The 16,653-nt window shown below is 69.7% G+C and carries 15 protein-coding genes and 1 pseudogene; 8 read left to right on the forward strand and 8 right to left on the reverse strand.

The genetic code is table 11. The annotated features are described in order from the left end of the window. Both ACWD3I_RS42830 and ACWD3I_RS42835 read right to left on the reverse strand, forming a co-directional pair. Positions 1–120, reverse strand: a pseudogene (locus tag ACWD3I_RS42830) (DNA-directed RNA polymerase subunit alpha); the annotation flags it as partial. Between the two features lie 369 nt (positions 121–489). Beyond that, complete coding sequence (locus ACWD3I_RS42835) at positions 490–3,039, reverse strand: discoidin domain-containing protein (RefSeq protein WP_365400116.1); 2,550 nt, start codon at positions 3,037–3,039, stop codon at positions 490–492. A gap of 305 nt (positions 3,040–3,344) precedes the next feature. Here ACWD3I_RS42835 and ACWD3I_RS42840 point away from each other — a divergent pair, with 305 nt between their 5' ends. Together ACWD3I_RS42840 and ACWD3I_RS42845 are read left to right on the forward strand one after the other, a co-directional pair. Then, entirely contained in the window at positions 3,345–4,421 is a 1,077-nt protein-coding gene (locus ACWD3I_RS42840; RefSeq protein ID WP_365400120.1) for an NAD(P)H-dependent amine dehydrogenase family protein, read from the forward strand. 2 nt (positions 4,422–4,423) lie between these two features. Further along, positions 4,424–4,912, forward strand: coding sequence for a carboxymuconolactone decarboxylase family protein (locus ACWD3I_RS42845; RefSeq protein WP_365400123.1), 489 nt, complete (start codon positions 4,424–4,426; stop codon positions 4,910–4,912). Positions 4,913–4,978: 66 nt separating this feature from the next. Here the strand turns inward: ACWD3I_RS42845 and ACWD3I_RS42850 are convergent, their stop codons facing one another. Further along, positions 4,979–5,386: a RidA family protein gene (locus tag ACWD3I_RS42850; protein ID WP_365400126.1), complete on the reverse strand. Its 408-nt coding sequence runs from the start codon at positions 5,384–5,386 to the stop codon at positions 4,979–4,981. Positions 5,387–5,526: 140 nt separating this feature from the next. Between ACWD3I_RS42850 and ACWD3I_RS42855 the strand changes: the two genes are divergently transcribed. From ACWD3I_RS42855 to ACWD3I_RS42865, 3 genes are all read left to right on the forward strand, one after another. Then, positions 5,527–5,907: a winged helix-turn-helix transcriptional regulator gene (locus ACWD3I_RS42855; protein ID WP_365400129.1), complete on the forward strand. Its 381-nt coding sequence runs from the start codon at positions 5,527–5,529 to the stop codon at positions 5,905–5,907. A gap of 155 nt (positions 5,908–6,062) precedes the next feature. After that, positions 6,063–7,061, forward strand: coding sequence for an RNA polymerase subunit sigma-70 (locus ACWD3I_RS42860; protein WP_365400132.1), 999 nt, complete (start codon positions 6,063–6,065; stop codon positions 7,059–7,061). A 5-nt stretch (positions 7,062–7,066) separates the two neighbouring features. After that, complete coding sequence (locus ACWD3I_RS42865; protein ID WP_365400135.1) at positions 7,067–7,813, forward strand: DUF6069 family protein; 747 nt, start codon at positions 7,067–7,069, stop codon at positions 7,811–7,813. A gap of 221 nt (positions 7,814–8,034) precedes the next feature. Here the strand turns inward: ACWD3I_RS42865 and ACWD3I_RS42870 are convergent, their stop codons facing one another. Both ACWD3I_RS42870 and ACWD3I_RS42875 read right to left on the reverse strand, forming a co-directional pair. Beyond that, positions 8,035–10,482, reverse strand: coding sequence for a glycoside hydrolase family 2 TIM barrel-domain containing protein (locus ACWD3I_RS42870; RefSeq protein ID WP_365400138.1), 2,448 nt, complete (start codon positions 10,480–10,482; stop codon positions 8,035–8,037). Continuing rightward, positions 10,479–11,432, reverse strand: coding sequence for an alpha/beta hydrolase (locus ACWD3I_RS42875; protein ID WP_365400141.1), 954 nt, complete (start codon positions 11,430–11,432; stop codon positions 10,479–10,481). Before ACWD3I_RS42875 ends, ACWD3I_RS42870 begins: the two co-directional genes overlap by 4 nt. A 165-nt stretch (positions 11,433–11,597) precedes the next feature. Between ACWD3I_RS42875 and ACWD3I_RS42880 the strand changes: the two genes are divergently transcribed. Continuing rightward, positions 11,598–12,530 carry a LacI family DNA-binding transcriptional regulator gene (locus ACWD3I_RS42880; protein ID WP_365400144.1) on the forward strand — a complete coding sequence of 311 codons (933 nt, stop codon included), beginning with the start codon at positions 11,598–11,600 and terminating at the stop codon, positions 12,528–12,530. 17 nt (positions 12,531–12,547) lie between these two features. Here ACWD3I_RS42880 and ACWD3I_RS42885 read toward each other — a convergent pair whose 3' ends face one another. Together ACWD3I_RS42885 and ACWD3I_RS42890 are read right to left on the reverse strand one after the other, a co-directional pair. Continuing rightward, positions 12,548–13,003 (reverse strand): hypothetical protein, encoded by a 456-nt coding sequence (locus ACWD3I_RS42885; protein ID WP_365400147.1) that lies wholly within the window; start codon positions 13,001–13,003, stop codon positions 12,548–12,550. A 96-nt stretch (positions 13,004–13,099) separates the two neighbouring features. Continuing rightward, the gene (locus ACWD3I_RS42890; protein WP_365400150.1) at positions 13,100–13,888 is read right to left on the reverse strand and encodes a heparin lyase I family protein; all 789 of its coding nucleotides are present in this window, start codon (positions 13,886–13,888) and stop codon (positions 13,100–13,102) included. Positions 13,889–14,225: 337 nt separating this feature from the next. Between ACWD3I_RS42890 and ACWD3I_RS42895 the strand changes: the two genes are divergently transcribed. Further along, positions 14,226–15,326, forward strand: coding sequence for a hypothetical protein (locus ACWD3I_RS42895; protein ID WP_365400153.1), 1,101 nt, complete (start codon positions 14,226–14,228; stop codon positions 15,324–15,326). A 50-nt stretch (positions 15,327–15,376) separates the two neighbouring features. Continuing rightward, on the forward strand, positions 15,377–15,730 hold the full coding sequence (locus ACWD3I_RS42900) for a VOC family protein (RefSeq protein WP_365400156.1): 354 nt from the start codon (positions 15,377–15,379) through the stop codon (positions 15,728–15,730). 74 nt (positions 15,731–15,804) lie between these two features. Here the strand turns inward: ACWD3I_RS42900 and ACWD3I_RS42905 are convergent, their stop codons facing one another. Then, positions 15,805–16,590, reverse strand: a complete 786-nt coding sequence (locus ACWD3I_RS42905) for an AraC family transcriptional regulator (protein ID WP_365400159.1) — start codon at positions 16,588–16,590, stop codon at positions 15,805–15,807. Between the last annotated feature and the right edge of the window lie 63 nt (positions 16,591–16,653).

The raw sequence follows: 16,653 nt of genomic DNA on the forward strand, positions 1-16,653 counted from the left end.
ACGGCGAAGAGAGTTGCCGAGGGTGTAGCCGAAGCCCGGCTCCAGCGGCTCGATCACGAACCGGGAGCGGAACTCGTCGACGACCTCTTCGGTCAGAGACGGACGCTGAGCAATGAGCACGAGGTGTGTCCTCCAAGGTTTGACGCCCGCTATGTGACGCCGTTAGACCCCAGAAGCCTACGGGCGATCCGGCCATCGATGACACCGAACCCCCCGACTCCGGCTGTCTACCAGCCAGTCGGCGGCCTCGATCCACCTGGCGTGGACCCCGACGAACTGCTGCTTCTGCCCCGGAGAGTCAACGCGCAGCCGGATCCCACGCAGCAAGAACGGGTTACCTCGTCCCGTGTGTCGAGCGATGACAGGTGGTTGTCTGTCTCGTTCATCACACGGTCAACGAGAGCGGGTGGTGCACCACGAGGGCGCACCACCCGATTGACAGGTGACGACGCGGCGCGCGATGCACCGCATCGCCCGTGGATCAGTGGATCACGGGAACGAGGTCACCTTCGACGGCACGGTGTCCGTCCCCGAGGTCGGGGCGCCGGTGTCGTTGATGACGTGGGCGTACTGGCCCTTGCCTCCCAGGGAGATCACCTGCAGGTGGTGCATCTTGACGCCTGCCTTGACCGGGACCTGGAAGCCGTGGTGCTGCACGATCGAGGGATCGGAGGTGTAGTTGCAGTAGCTGCCCAGACCCCACGCTTCGTGCACGGCCACCGTGTCGGCGACCTTGTAGGCCGCCCAGCCGACCATGCCGTCGTGTGTGATGGCGGCGGCGTCGGGGGCGTCGTAAGCCTTCTCGTTCTGGAAGAAGATCGTGCGCCCCCGCTCACCGCTCCATACGACGTCGTACTTGTTGAAGTGCTCCACGAACAGGCCGGTGGCCAGGACGTCGTCGCCGTTGACGCGCAGTCCGTAGTCGGCCCGGTTGGTCTCCCAGCCGACGCCTTCACCATGGTCGGCTCGCCATATCCAGGTGTGGTCGATGACGACGTCGTCGCTGTTGACGACGACGGAGTCCGTCGCCAGGCCGGGGCCGGCGCCGCCGATGCGGATGAACACGTCCTGCATGGTGGTCGGGTTGGCGGAGTGGTCCGCGCCCGCTCCGGCGGGGCCGATCCGGAGCAGGGTGTCGGAGCGGGTGGCGCCGGCGTCGATGAGGAAGCCGGCCAGCCGTACGCCGTCGACGTCCGCGACGTGCAGGGCGTCGATGCCGCCGTCGGGCACGATGGTCGCCAGGCCGAGCCCGAGCACCACGGTGTCGGCGCGGTTGACGTTGATCGTCTGGTCGAGGTGGTAGACGCCGGGCGTGAACAGCAGGTTCAGCCCCTGGGCCAGTGCGGTGTTGATGGTGGCGGCTGTCGCGCCGGGCTTGACGACGTAGAACTGGCTGAGCGGCAGCGAGGTCCCGGCGTTGGCGGGCCAGGACACACCGCGGGCGTCGGTGCGCTTGGCGGGGACGAAGACCTTGTAGTCGTTGCCGTCGAGATACAGGAACGGCTTCTCCCGGGAGATCGGGGTGGTGTCCAGCGTGGTGTACGGCCCGGTGTCGAAGTTCGTCGCCGGGGCGCCCTGGACGCCGGTGAACGTCATGTTCCACACACCGTTGGTCCAGCCGCCCACGGAGCTGTCCCGGGTGTACCACTGCTGCTGGGAGTACGGGCCGACCGTGCCGTCGATCTTGGAGTCGGCGATGTAGCCGCCGGAGGCCCATCCGTAGCCGTTGGGGGCGAGATTGAGACCGCCCCTGACGTGGATGCGGCGGAACGGCGCGGCCTGGGCCACGGCCCAGCGGTCGGTGCCGTTGGACGGCGTGATCGCGAGGTTCTCCGCCGAACGCCAGAAGTTCTGTGTGGCGTTGCCGTTGAACCAGCCCGCGTCCACGGTGATGTCGCCGTTGATCTGCGTGTCGTCGGGGTTGATTCCGAGGCCGGAGACGGAGGTGTAGAAGCCGAGTTGGGCGTTGATGCCGTTGTAGGTGCCCGGCTTGAGCAGGAACTGGTAGCGGCCGGAGCCGAACTGGGCGGACTCCTGCTGGGCGAAGACCTGGTCGAACTTCTGCTGGAGGTTCGGCGTGGACGGGTCGACGACGATCACGTTCGGGCCGAGGTCACCGCCGCCTTCGACCGGGCCTCCGGTGCCGCCGGACGTCGCATGGACGGCGACCTCCCACAGCGAGTATCCGTAGACCGTCCCGCGAGCCGTCCCCAGGACACGGACGTAGCGGCCCGTGCCGCTCACGTCGTAGGAGGCGCGGCCGCCGGTGGCGCCCGTGACGCTCTTGAGAGTGATCCAGTTCTGGCCGTCGGCGGAGGCCTGGAGCTGGAAGTCCTTGCCGTACGCGGCTTCCCAGTTCAGGTCGATCCCGCAGATGTCCTGGGAGGAGCCCAGGTCGACACGCAGCCACTGCGGGTCCGAGGCCTGGCTGGACCAGCGGGTGGAGTCGTTGCCGTCGACCGCGGCGGAGGCGGGGGTGCCGGCGTTTTCCGTCGAGGACGCGGAAGCGGTCCTGCCCTGCGCCGAGTCGGCGGTCGAGCAGGTGCCCGGCTGAGATGTCCCGGTGGTGCCGAACACCTGGAACTCCCAGACGGAGTAGCCCCATTGCGTCGCCCGGTGGACGCCCTGCAGACGTACGTACCGGCCCTGGCCGGAGACGGCGAGCGTGTCGGTGCCGCCGTCCGAGCCGGTGACCGTGTGCAGATCGGTCCAGGTGCTGCCGTCGGACGAGGACTGGATCTTGTAGTCCTTGCCGTAGGCCGTCTCCCAGTTGACGACGACCTGGTTGATCGTGGCGCCGGTTCCGAGGTCGACCTGGATCCACTGATCGTCGGTGGCGGCCGAGGACCACCGGGTGCCGGTGTCGCCGTCGACCGCGTAGGGCGCGGGGGTGCCCGCGTTCTCGTCGGAGGACGCCGTCGCCGTTCTGCCCTGGGACAGGTTGGCGTCGGCGGCCGCGGCCACCGGTGGCTGGATGGTGGGCAGGGTGATCAGCGCTGCCGTGGCGGCGAGCGCGACACCCAGGGATCTGAGTCTCATGGAGGTCCCTGCGGGTGCGTCGGGAAAGGACATGAGGGCGCGCCGACAGCGGGCGTGGCTGCATACCGACGCCACCGCCTCGACGCTTAGTTCACGTCTTGATTTAACTGATGAGTTCCAAGTCTCGGCAAGCCTTCGAAACTTGAAATCTTTCCGGGCCCATCTCCGCCGTATCCCTTGACAGGTTGACGACAAGCCCCGAGCCGGGGTGGGCTCGTTCGGGTCCAACACGGGCGTCTGCCCCGACACCCGTTTCCTCGCGCACGACTATGGGAAGTTTTGGGGTGCCTCGTTACCCTCCGCCCATGATTCCCACGGTGGTCTGGGGCACAGGCAACGTCGGGCGCGCCGCCATTCGGGCCGTCGCGGCGCACCCGGAGCTCAGCCTTGTGGCCGTACTGGTGTCCAACCCCGCCAAGGTCGGCAAGGACGCGGGCGAGCTCAGCGGACTCGGCCGGCGCCTCGGGGTGGCGGCAACGGACGATGTGGCCGCGGCACTCTCCCGAGCCCCTCGCGCCGTCGTGTACGCGGCCTCCGGTGACGTGCGCCCGGACGGCGCGATCAAGGACATCAGCCGTGCGCTGCGCACCGGCGCGGTGGTGGTCACGCCGTCCTTGTACGGCATGTACGACTGCACGCACGCGCCTGCCGAGATTCGCGACGTGCTGCTGGAGTCCATCAAGGCCGGCGGCGGTTCGCTGTTCGTGTCGGGCGTGGACCCGGGGTGGGCCAACGACGTGCTCCCGCTGCTGGTGAGCGGGCTGGGGTCCGCCATCGAGGCCGTCCGCTGCCAGGAGATCTTCGACTACTCGACCTACGACCAGGAGTCAGCCGTCCGCGATCTGATCGGTATGGGGCATCCCCTCAACTACCAGCCGCTGATGCTCGCCGAGGGCATTCCGACAATGATCTGGGGCGGACAGCTGCGCATGATGGCCCGGGCCCTGGATGCCGAACTGGACTCCATCGAGGAGACCTTGGAACGCCGCCCCCTCGACACGGCCGTCGTCACCGACGCGATGGGCGAGTTCGCGGCCGGCACTCAGGGAGCGGTGCGCCTCGAGGTGCAGGGCATGGTGGCGGGCGAACCCCGCATCGTCATCGAGCACGTCACCCGCATCCATGCCGCCTGTGCCCCGGACTGGCCGGCGCCACCCGACGGTGGGGCGGGCGCGCACCGCGTGATCATCGAAGGCCGCCCCCGGATCGAGGTCACGGTCGAGGCCACGGACGAGGGGGACAACAGAGCCGCCGGCGGCAATGCGACGGCGGCCGGCCGTCTGGTGAACGCCATCGACTGGCTCGTCGAGGCCGGACCCGGCCTCTTCGACGCGCTCGACGTCCCGCTGCGCCCCGCGGTGGGCAGACTGGGAAAGAAGTGATCATGCAGATCGACATCCCCCAGGGCGCCGACCCCATCCTGCATGTCTGGGGCGACCTGGTGCCCGGGATCGGCCCGGCAGCCAGCGCGTTCTCCCTGGCCGTCTACGAGAACACGACCCTCGGACTGCGCGAGTTCGAGGCCGCCCGCCTGCGTATCGCCCAGATCAACGGATGCCTGTTCTGCCTGGACTGGCGCACCGAACGCGGCGGGGAGAAGGTCGAGGAGGGCTTCCTCGACGCGGTCACGCAGTGGCGCACCACGGGCGCCTTCGACGAACGGACCCGGCTCGCCGCCGAGTACGCCGAGCGCTATGCCCTCGACCATCACGGCCTGGACGAGGACTTCTGGGCGCGGTTCAAGGCGCACTACAGCCAGGCGGAGATCGTGGAGCTGAGCATGTGCATCGGCTCATGGCTGGCCTTCGGCCGACTCAATCACGTCCTGGGGCTCGACACCGCCTGCACACTGCCGTCGGTTAAGCATCCCTGACAACTGTGGCCTCCGGCCGGACCGGAACAGCCACAGCCGACCGCGTCGGTCCTCTGTGACACGCGCTCAGTCGAGGACTGCGGTGGCTTCGATCTCGACCAGATGCTCGGGAACGTCCAGAGCCGCGACGCCGATCAGTGTGGCCGGCGGCACCGGAGTGAGTCCCAGCGTCGCGTTCGCCCGGGAGATTCCCTCCAGGAGCAAGGGCATCTTGTCGGCGGTCCAGTCGACGACGTAGAAGGTCAGTTTCGCTACGTCGTCGAAGGAACCGCCGGCCTCGCCCAGTGCGGCGGCGACGTTGAGGTAGCACTGTTCGACCTGCGCGGCGAGGTCGCCCTCGCCGACCGTGACCCCTTCCGCGTCCCACGAAACCTGCCCGGCGACGAAGACCAGCCGCGAGCCGGAAGCGATCGCCACCTGCCGGTAGACATCGATCTTCGGCAGGCTCTCGGGGTTCTTCAGCGTGATGGTCATGCTGTCCGTCTCCTCGTCCGGGCTCCTGCGAGCCCGTGTTCGCCAGACCGGCCCGATGCGGTCTCTTGTAGTTACTAAGGAACCGTAGGAGAGTGAGCGATGACATGGAAGAACGCACTTTTCGGTGACTGGGGAACCTCATGGTGACCAAGCAGCTCAGCGGCTCGACGGATGATGCCAACCTGCGTCTCGCCGACTCCCTCGCGCGGGAGATCTTCTCCGACGTCGCCAACAAGTGGGCACTCCTGATCATCGAAGCCCTGGGGGAAGGCACCCTGCGCTTCAGCGAGCTGCGCGACCGGGTCGAAGGCATCAGCCACAAAATGCTCACCCAGAACCTGCGCATGCTGGAGCGCAACGGCCTGGCCGAGCGAACCGTCCACCCCACCGTCCCGCCCCGTGTCGAGTACACGCTCACCGAAGCGGGCCACGGACTGCGGGCGACGGTCGACGGGATGTGCGAGTGGACCTACCGCTACTTCCGGCACATCGAGTCCGCCCGGCAGCGCTTCGAAAGCTGACGGTCGGTAGCCGGATCAGGTGAGGCTCCCCATAGGACCAGCAATCAACCAAGGATGAGAAGCGCCCAGCCCTGCCGACCGACCCTGGTGATGAGTTTTCGTGACCGCACCCGTCACACCTACGTCGGGACACGACGAGGCGGAAGGATGACGTGATGAGTGCGGACACGCGGCCGGAGGAGCTGGGCGGGAGCGGGCTGGGCGAGGTCGACGAGCCGGCCTTCTCTGGGCTGGCGGAGCGGCACCGGCGGGAGCTGCACGTGCACTGCTACCGGATGCTCGGCTCGTTCGAGGACGCCGAGGACGCCGTGCAGGAGACGTTCCTGCGTGCCTGGCGGCGGCGGGAGACCTACGAGGGGCGGTCGACATTCCGGGCCTGGCTGTACCGGATCGCCACCAACGCCTGCCTGGACCTGCTCGCCAAACGCCGCCCGGAGCCCGCGACCGGCGGCGAGGTGCTGTGGCTGCAGCCCTACCCGGACCGGCTGCTCGACGAGCTGCCCGCGGGCGACACGGACGAGCCGGAGAGCCTCGCCGTCGCGCGGGAGACGATCGAACTGGCGTACCTGGTCGCGGTCCAGCACCTCGCCCCGCGCCCGCGTGCCGTGCTGGTCCTGCGGGACGTGCTCGGCTGGCCCGCGAAGGACGTCGCGGAGATCCTCGGGGACTCCGTCAACTCCGTGAACAGCGCGCTGCAGCGAGCCCGCGCCGGCATGCGGCAGCACCTGCCCGCCGAGCGGCAGGACTGGACCGGCGGCGAACAGGACGCCGCCACGCGCGAGCTGGTGCGCCGCTTCACCGACGCCAGCGTGGCCACGGACATCCCGACGCTCGCAGCGCTGCTGCGGGACGATGTCCGCTGCTCGATGCCGCCGACGCCGGGCCTGTACGTCGGCCGCGACGCGGTGGTGAACGACTGGGTCGAGAGCGGTTTCGAGGGCATGAAGGGCCTGCGCGCCGTCCTCACGTCCGTGAACCGGCAGCCCGCCGTCGCCTTCTACCTCTGGCAGAAGCGTGAGGGCGCGTACCTGCCACTGACGCTCGACGTCCTGCGCATCACCGGAGGGGCGATCGCCGAGATCGTCACGTTCCACGACGACCAGTTCCCGCGGCTCGGGCTGCCGGAGCGCCTGCCTGCGGACGGTACGGAGTAGTCCCGGTGCGGACGCTCACGCTGCGCGGTGGCGCGCGTGTCACGGTGGTCGCGGCGCAGTGGTACGACGCGTTCGGCGTCGTCACCCGCGGGCGGGTGCAGCTGGAGCTGCGCGACGGCGAGCCCGGGCCGGTCCTGGGACGCGATTCCGGTTTCTGGCTCCGCGGCACCGGCGTCCGCGCCCTGCGGAACCCCGGCCGTCGCACGGCCAGGGTGCGCGTCGTCACCTCTGGACCAGGACCGTCGCATGCCAGTCGGCACCCCCGTACGCCGGCCACCGAAGGATGGAGGAGAAGCGTGAACAGCATGGATGACACCGGGGTCGTCGCAGGCCCGGCGGCGGGCCCCACCAGCCACACCCACCGACTCGCCAGGCTCGCGGGCATCGGCTCCCTTGCCACGCTCGCGGCGATGGTGGCCACCGCACTGGTCGCAGCGCTCGCCCAGGCCGTCGGCGTCGACTTCGAGGTCCCCGATGGTGGCGAGAGGATCCCCTTGTCCGGGTTCGCGGTGGTGACCGGCTTCTTCTCGGTCGTGGGCATCGTCATCGCCGCCGCTCTTCTGCGTTGGAGCGCTCGTCCCGCCAAGCGATTCGTCTGGACGGCAGTGCCACTGACCGCGCTCTCGTGGGTCCCGCCCCTCCTCGCCGGGGCGGACACCGCCACCACCACCGCCCTCATCGGGCTCCACCTCGTCCCTGCGACGGTGATGATCCCCGCCTTGGCGCGGAGCCTCCGCGCCCTGCACCGTTGACCCGTCACGAACACCTCGAACTCTCCGGTACGTCGGTTCGCCACGACCGGTCGCCGCAGGGCGTTGGCGGCCCTCTGGCTCCACACCGCGCGGCACGCGGCGTCGCTGGTCAGCCGGGACGCCGCCCGGAGACGGGCAGCTTGGATCAGCCCACCCGCCGCACCCGTGCCGACCGGAATCCCCCCGGGCAGGGCACCCGGGGAGCCTCATCGGTCGGGTCGCTACGGTTCGGCGACGACCAGGACTTCGACCGGGTCGCAGTCGGGTGCGGACGCGAGGAGGCGGATCTTGCCGGGGCCGGTCGGGCGGAGGACGGCCAGGGCGCGGCCTTCGTAGGTACGGCGTTCGGTGGCGTCGAAGCGTTCGTCGGTGGACGGGTCCGCGCTGCCGAAGCCCGACAGGACGCCCGTGCCGGTGACTTCGAGGCGCACCGGGCGGTCGGCGGCGGTGTGGAGGGTGCCGTCAGGGTCGGTCAGGGTGAGGGTGACGTATGCGAGGTCGCGGCCGTTCGCGGTGATGGCCGGGCGGTCGGCGTTGGCGCGCAGCCGTATCGGGCCGGTCGCGGAGCGCAGGGTGTGGCGGCCGGTTTCGATGCCGTCGCGGTAGGCGATCGCGAGGAGTTCGCCGGGCTCGTACGTCGTGTCGAACTCGGTGCGGAATCGGTGGTCCTCGCCCACCGGCTGCCGCCCCGACGAGCGGCCGTTGACGAGGAGTTCGACCTCGTCGGCGTCGCCGTAGACCTCGACGGCGACCGGCTTGCCCTCGGACCCGGGCCAGGTCCAGCTGGAGACCGAGTCGCTCCAGGCCCATGGCGTGCCGGCCCAGGTCCTGCCGTGGTGTTCGGGGCGGCGGACCGCGAGGTAGGGCTCGGCCCGCAGACCGTAGACGATCTCGCGGTAGTAGGAGGCGGGGCGGCGGTGGCCGGTGATGTCGAGGTCGCCGCAGCCCGCGACCAGGTAGGGGTGGGCAGCGGTGTGCGAGGGTCGCGGGGCGCCCGGGGTGAGGTACTGGGGGCGGCCGATGCCGACCTCGCCCAGGTAGTCCCAGCCGGTCCAGGTGAAGTCGCCGATGACATGGCCGTGTTGCTGGACCAGGCGCCAGTTGCCGTCGATGCGGGTGGGGAAGGTCTCGGTGCCGAGGATGATCCGGTGGGGGAACAGGTCACGGTCCAGGGCGTAGCGGGCTTCGGCGTAGTTCATGCCGGCGACGTCGAGGACGGCGAAGGACTCGGCCGTCTTCCGCGTGACGAGGTCGGAGGCGCTGATCGCGTTCATCATGTCGCCCGCGTCGGCCATCAGCGTGTTGATGCCTTTGTCCGCGTCCTCGCCCGTCCTCTCCTGTGACTGCCCGCGCAGCTTGCCCAGGTCGGACATGACGGCGAGCATGCCGTTCACCGCGTTGGTGACGTAGCGCGTGCTGTCCAACGATCGGACCTTCTCGACGAGTCGGCGCCCCCACGCGGCACCGAAGGGCGTGCCGGTCTCGGGGATCTCGTTGCCTGTCGAGTACAGGATCACGCTGGGGTGGTTGAAGTCCTTGGCGACCATCGCCTCGATGTCGCGCTCCCACCAATCCGGGAAGCTCAGGCTGTAGTCGAACTCGCTCTTGCCGGAGGTCCACACGTCGAACGCCTCGTCCACGACGAGCATGCCGAGGCGGTCGCACGCGTCCAGCATCGCCTTGCTCATGGGGTTGTGGGACATGCGGATCGCGTTGAACCCGGCCGCCTTGAGGAGCTGGACCCGGCGTTCCTCGGCACGCGCGAAGGTCGCCGCGCCCAGCACTCCGTTGTCGTGGTGGACGCAGGTGCCGCGCAGCTTGACCGTCTCGCCGTTGATCCGCAGGCCGCGCTCGGGGTCGAGACGCAGGGTACGGATGCCGAAGGTGACGGTCTCGGCGTCCAGGTCCTCGAGGGTCACGGTGGCGTTGTAGAGGGTCGGGGTGTCCGGGCTCCAGAGCAACGGGGCGCGGACGTACAGGCGTTGGCGTACGGTCGCGGGCTCGCCCGGCAGCACCGTCACCTTCGACATGCCGCTCGCGACGACGCTTCCGCCGGCATCGCGGATCTCCGTGACGACGTCGGCCGTGCGGACCGCGATCGAGTCGTTCTCGACCCTTGTCGCGACCTCGATCACCGCCCGCTCGTCGTCGACGTCCGGGGTGGTGACACGGACCCCGTCGGGCGCGATGCGGACCACGTCGCCGACGAGCATCCACGTGTCCCGGTAGATGCCCGCGCCGGTGTACCAGCGCGAGTCGCGATGGGTTCGCGCCTCGACGCGGATCTCGTTGTCCTCGCCGAAGCGCAGGAAACGGTCCGCGTCGATGACGAAGTGCGAGTAGCCGAAGGGCCGTTGCCCGGCGTAGTCACCGTTGACGAACACGACGGCATCCCGTTGGACGCCCTCGAACTCGAAGAGGATCCGCTTGCCCCGCTGTTCCTCGGGCACGAAGAACGTCTTGCGGTACTCGTACGCTCCGCCCGGGAAATACGCGCCGGCACCTCCCTCCATCGTGGCCTCGCCGCCCCGGGCCACGCGATCCCGCTCGATCATCGCGTCGTGCGGCAGTGTCACCGGCCGGAAGGGCACCTTCGTGCCGGACAGTTCGGCGAAGGGGTTGACCTTGGGCCGGGTCTGCCAGCCGTCGTTGAAGGACGTGCGGATCATGCGATCTCCCCTCCGGGGATCTGCGAGGCCGCCCCGGTCAGCTGTGCGCCCAGCCAGGCGCGGCCGCGCCCCAGCAGCGCGCGGGAGACGCGTGTGTCGGGAGCCCACGTCTCGAAGCCGTGGGGAGCGCCGGGGACGAGGTCGAACGTGCAGTCCACGCCCGCGGCGCGCAGCCGGTCGGCGTAGGTGCGGCACTCGTCGGCGAACAGGTCGATGTCGCCCACGCCGATCCAGGCCGGGGGCAGACCGCCGAGGTCGGTGCGGCGGGCCGCGACCGCGTGGTCGGGCGTCCGGGGGCCGCCGGGCTCGGCGCCGAGGTAGGCACCCCAGCCGATCCGGTTCGCGGAGTTGTTCCACACCCGGTGCCGCATCCGGTCGAGCTCACGACGCCCGGCGGTGCGGTCGTCGAGCATCGGGGAGAACAGCCATTGCGCTGCCGGCCGGCGCCCTCCGTCGTCGTACAGCCGCTGGACCAGGCAGGCGGCCAGCCCCGCGCCGGCGCTGGAACCCCCGACAGCGACACGCTCCTGGTCGATCCCGAGGTCCCCGGCCGATGCCAGCAGCCACTGCCACGCGGCCAGGGCGTCGTCGAGCGCGGCAGGGAAGGGGTGTTCAGGTGCGAGGCGGTAGTTCGTGGAGACGACGAGCACGCCGAGCTCGCGGGCCGTCGCGGCACAGAAGGCTTCGTCCTGGACGACGTCGCCGATGAGGTACCCGCCGCCGTGCACCCACAGCAGTGCCGCCCCCGAACCACCGCCGACCGGGGTGTACACGCGCAGGCCCTGGCCTTCGCCGAGGATGCGCACGTCGACACCCTCGACCGGCTCGCCCGTCCCGTGCCGGACCACCAGGGCGCGCACCAGGCGCCGCCCCCACTTCCGGCGGACGGGCAGCCGTGGCATCCGCGCGACACTGCGGCGCAGCTCCGGGTCGACCAGGTCGAGCTTCATGGGCGCCTCTCCTCGCATGCGGTCCGGGGCACGCGTCCCACAAGTGGTAAATCGTATTACCAACTGTCTGCGGTACGGTATCCAGCGCATCCCGCGCCGCACAAGCCCCAGACCAGACCGCACGCAGGAGGCCCACCGCCGGCCTCCGCCCCGAGGAGCGAGTCAGTGAGCAAGTCCACGCGCGCGACGGCCAAGGACGTCGCCCGGGCCAGTGGCGTCTCTCAGACCACGGTGAGCTTCGTCCTCAACGGCGCGGCCGGGCACGTCTCCCAGGAGACGCGGGAGCGGGTCCGGCAGGCCGCTCGCGACCTCGGATACGTCCCCAACGGGTCGGCGCAGGCGTTGCGCAAAGGGGCGTCACGCATCGTCCTGCTCAACGTCGAGGGCATTCCCACCGGCAGCAGCCTCGGCAACTACATCCGCGGCCTCGACGCGGAGCTCGCCGCGCACGATCACGTGCTGCTGGTGCTGCACGGCCACCTCTCCTCGCAGGCCCTGACCGACGTGGCCCAGGCCGTCTCCGCGCGGGCCGTGATCGACCTCGGCGACTCCGGCCGCGCGGACGCCATCGCCGCCGACACGGCGACGTCCCTCACCGCGTTCTCCGCGCAGGCCGACGTCCCGGTCGAGTACCTCGCCGGGCGAGGTCACCGGCACATCGCGACCGTCCTGCCGGACACCCCTGAACTCCAGTCCCTCGCCGGTCTGCGCGAGCGGCTGATGCGGCGGGCCGCTGAATCCGCGGGCCTGCCCGAGTGCCCGACCCTCGTCCTTCCCGGCGACCTCGGCGCCGCCGCGGAACTTCTGCGGTCCTTCCGTGCCGAACATCCCGAGGTGACCGCGCTCGCCGCCTACAACGACGACATCGCCCTCGTCACGCTCGCCGCGATGCGGCACATGGGCCTGCGGGCACCGGAGGACCTCGCCGTCATCGGGTTCGACGACACCCCGCACGGAGCACTGTTCTCGCCCGCTCTGACCACCGTGCACATCGACGCGGAAGCCCTCGGCCGCATCGCCGCACGCACCGCCCTGGGCCTGCCGGCCGCCGACGCCACCCTCGAACCGGCTCACATCATCGTCAGACAGTCCGGCTGAGGCATCAGGGGCGGGAGTTACGCCTGGCGGGTCGTGCCGAACTCGCCATCAGATCCAGACAGCAATGCCTCAAGGCGGGCGGCGGTCTTCTCTCCCGCCCGCTGCTTGACCAAGCCCTCTTTGGCAGCCGCGCGAAGCCTCACCGTCGAGCCGTCCTCCGTGCCCTTTGTCACCAACACAGTGACCACCACGGGATTCAGGCCGCCGAGACCACCACCGACGACGACACGCATCATCTCCTGGTCCCCGCCGTCCTCGACACGCATGGACACCACCGGCCGTCCTCCCCCTCCGAGCACTCCGGCGACGCGCTCCACGGCATCGCCGAACGGCAACGGGACGACCAGGTCGATCTCGTGAACGTTCTTCCTCATCAGCTTGGCCACAAGTCCGGTCAAGCGACCGCTGCCCCCGCTCTGGGCACCCAGTGCAGCAAGCTCGTCAGCCAGAATCTGGTCCTCGCCCTGGTCCACACGCCCCGCCCTTCCCTGCCGGACCCGTCCACGGAATCGGCCACACGCCATTGGGCGGGAGCACGCTTCCAGGCTCTGGAGGAGAGTACGTGCCCGTCAGAGGAGTTGATAGCCGCGCATGTTGCTGAGCAGCAGGTAGCAGTTCTGGAGGGAGCCTGACGTGTCGCCCAGGGAGCGATAGATGCCCCACTTCGGGCGGACACGGTCGGCGAGGAAGGTGTCGATGCCGGTGCGGGACTTGTCGATGACCGTGGTCGAGCCGTTCTTGAGGATCCAGCGCAGGGAACCCGCCGAGCCGTTGCCGACCTTGATCTGGAAGTCGACGTCGATCCATCTGTCGTGCAGCGGCTCCAGTTCGGTGCGGCCGATGAGGATGTCGTCGGTGAACTGCTTCAACTCGATGGTCTGGACGCCGTTCACGCGGCGCAGCGACTGTACGACGACGGGCGAGGAGCCGGTGCCCGGCTGCTTCATCTGCATGATGTGGGTGAAGCTGGTGGTCGCCTTCAGGGAACTCGGTATGTACATCGAGTACGTGACCCGCCAGGTCTGGCCCTCGGTCCACTTGAGGTAGTTGCTGCCGCTGCCGTTGCGCAGGCCGGTGACCTCGTGGCGCTGACGGTCGGTGGAGGTGTCCCGGTCGACGGTGTGCATGTTGAAGCGCCAGTTGTTGCCGGTGGCGTAGATGTGCGGCGCGGCGGATGTGTGCGAGTCGGCGCGGTCGTCCTCGATGGTCTCGAAGGCGCCGAGTCCGCCGCTGCTCGCCGACGGGGACCACTTCAGCTGCCAGGAGGCGGCGTGCGCGGTGGAGGCGGGCAGACCGACCGTTGCGGCGGCCGCACCGCCGAGCGCGGCGCCGAGAAGGGTTCTGCGCGTGGTGCTCATGACCGTTCACCTCGTCGTGAGTGGGGGGTGGGCATGCGCGGAGGCATGGCGGGGGTCGTGAGCACAGCAGTCAGTTCACATCGGTTCATGGATATGACCATTGTTCACTCACGCATCTGCCAGCGGAGTACAGGGTGACGCCCCGACCATGCCGGGTCAATGGTCCAGACCGATAAGCCCGAGCCCTCAGGACGGTTTCCGGCCAGGCTGCCGAGTTCGGTCATTGCGACGGAGTCTCGGGTGACCTGACTGATCTATCGCCACGGCAGCCGTCGACTCGTGTCAGGATGCGGCAATGGTCTGGCTGAAAAGACGTGGGACGTGGACGCTCAGGCTCGTGACCGCGGTGAGTGCGGCGGTCGCGGTGGCCGCCTGCGGTGCCGCCGGCATCGACGACGGGGACTCCGGGGGCCGTGAGGCGAAGTACAGGCGCGTCATCGAGGACCCTCACCCGAAGCCCGCCGACGTCATCGAGGCGGCCGGCGCGCCCACCGGCGTGGTCCGGGCGGACGACGGTTCGCTGCTCCTGTCGTACGACGTCCTCAACGTCGAGGACGACGAGGGGCCGGCCGCCTTCGCCTGGCGCATCGTCGGACCCGACGGCCGTACGGTCGCCGAGCACGCGGAGCACGGGAATGCGGAGGCGGTGCGGCCCGCGTTCAAGGGGGTGAGCGAGGGCTTCGTGCGAGTGCCGTCCGGAGAGGGGGCGGACGGAGCGTACTTGCTCGACGTACGCGGCAAGCGGCACAAGGTCGTCACCACCGATACGCCCATGCGCACCCGGCCCGGCGACGTCCTGCTCTCCGAGCTGGAACCCACCCTCGTCCACCGCCCGGCCACGCGCACCGTGGCGCCCCCGGCCGGGGTGCCGGACGACGCCATCCTCGTCGCCGTCGACGAGCGGGGCACGGTCTGGAGCCTGGAACAGTTCCTCACCGATGAGCCCAACCGTGTCGTATGGCAGCGCGACGGTCGCACCCTTGGCTCCAGGGCTGTCCCGAAGACGTACTCCGACGCGGGAGGCATCCTCGTCGCGGGGGGCGGCACCGCGGCCCTGTCCCTCACCCAGAGCGAGGACGTACGCGGCCTGCTGGTGACGACGGACGACGGCGAACACTGGCAGACGGTCCGCGACGGTGGCATTCCCTGGAAGACCCTCAAGGGTGGCCCGGTGTCGCTGGCCCTGGAGCTGCTCGCGGACGGGCGGCTGCTCGTCGGCGAGGAAGGCGGCCGCTACTGGCTCGCCGACGACCGCACCAACCGCGCCTTCCACGAGCTGAGGACACCGGCAGCATTCACGTCGTTCGCCGTCGACGGCACCACGCTCTACGGCATCGCCGACTCGACGACGGCGACGTACGGCCTGGTCAAGGGCGAAGGGCTGTGGATCTCCCATGACGGCGGGCGCGAGTGGCAGCAGTACAAGGAGCGCCGGTAGGAGCACAGCCGTACCGGCCCTCACAAGAGCCGTCCTGGCAAGATGGCGGTATGGAACGTGTGCTTGGTATCGGTGGCTACTTCATGCGAGCGGCTGACCCTGCGGCCCTGAGTACGTGGTACCGCGACTGTCTGGGCCTGGACGCCGATGAGCACGGTATGTGGCGTCAGGATGCCGGAGTGACGGTGTTCGCCACCTTCGAGTCCGGGACCGAGTATTTCGGGTCCCGGACGCAGCGAACCATGCTCAACTTCCGGGTCCGCGACCTGGATGCGATGCTCGCGCAGTTGCGCGCCAGGGGAGCCGATGTGGCCGAAGAGACGCAGGACATGGAGGGCGTCGGCCGATTCGGTTGGGTGACCGATCCCGAGGGCAATCGGGTCGAGCTGTGGCAGCCCGTCTGACCTCGTCGTCATCCAGGCGGTGACGTGCTGTCGCAGGCTGTCCCACCATGCCGGCTCCCCCGGGCCCGCTCCGCTCACCCACTCGCCGCCTGCCGCACCGCCCGCGGTGAGGCACCCAGTTCCTTGCGGCAGGTCTTGTTGAACGCCTGAAGGTCGGAGATGCCGACCGCGGCCGCGATCGCCGGGATGGCCAGGGTCGAGGCGATGAGGAGGTGCCGGGCGCGCTCCATGCGGCGGTGTCTGATGTAGCCGACGACGGTGGACCCGGTGTCCTCGCGGAACAGCCGGGTGAGGTGGGTGTGGGAGACGCCTGCGGCGCGGGCGATGGCAGGGATGTCCAGGGGGCCGGCCAGGTGCTCCTCGATATGGGCGACGGCCGTGCGCAGGGCGGGATGCCGAGGGCCTGGTCTGTCGTCTGCGGAGCCGGTCAGGGTGGTCGTGCGCCACAGCACCGTCCACAGCTCCGCGGAGGCGCGCGACGGGGACTGTGTGCCCGCCGCGACCGTCTGCCTCAGCAGCCCGCTCAGCGCGGCCGCCTCCGCACCGGCATCCTGCATCGCCGGGAGGCGGCGCCGTTCCCCGTCGCCGGGCAGCCGGAAGTGGGCGTAGAGATGCTCGCAGCGCGGGGCGTCGTAGTGGAAGTGGACCTCTGTGTCGGGTGGCACCAGGCTCACATGGCCAGGCCGGATCCGGTGCGAGACGCCGCCGAACTCCAGCGTGCCGGAGTAGCTGTACAGATGGAGCTGCCACAGCCTGGGCAGCCGGAAGACCTCGTGCGGGCCGGCCGACCCGTGCACGCCCACGCCCGCGTTCGCCACGTGGGGCGGCTGATCGAGGGCGAGCTCCACCTGCTGCTGCATGGTGGAAAATTACCAGTGCTCGCTGATTACAGCCCACGACAGGGACGGCGGTGACTTTTACGT

The organism is Streptomyces sp. NPDC002817, from assembly GCF_053592055.1.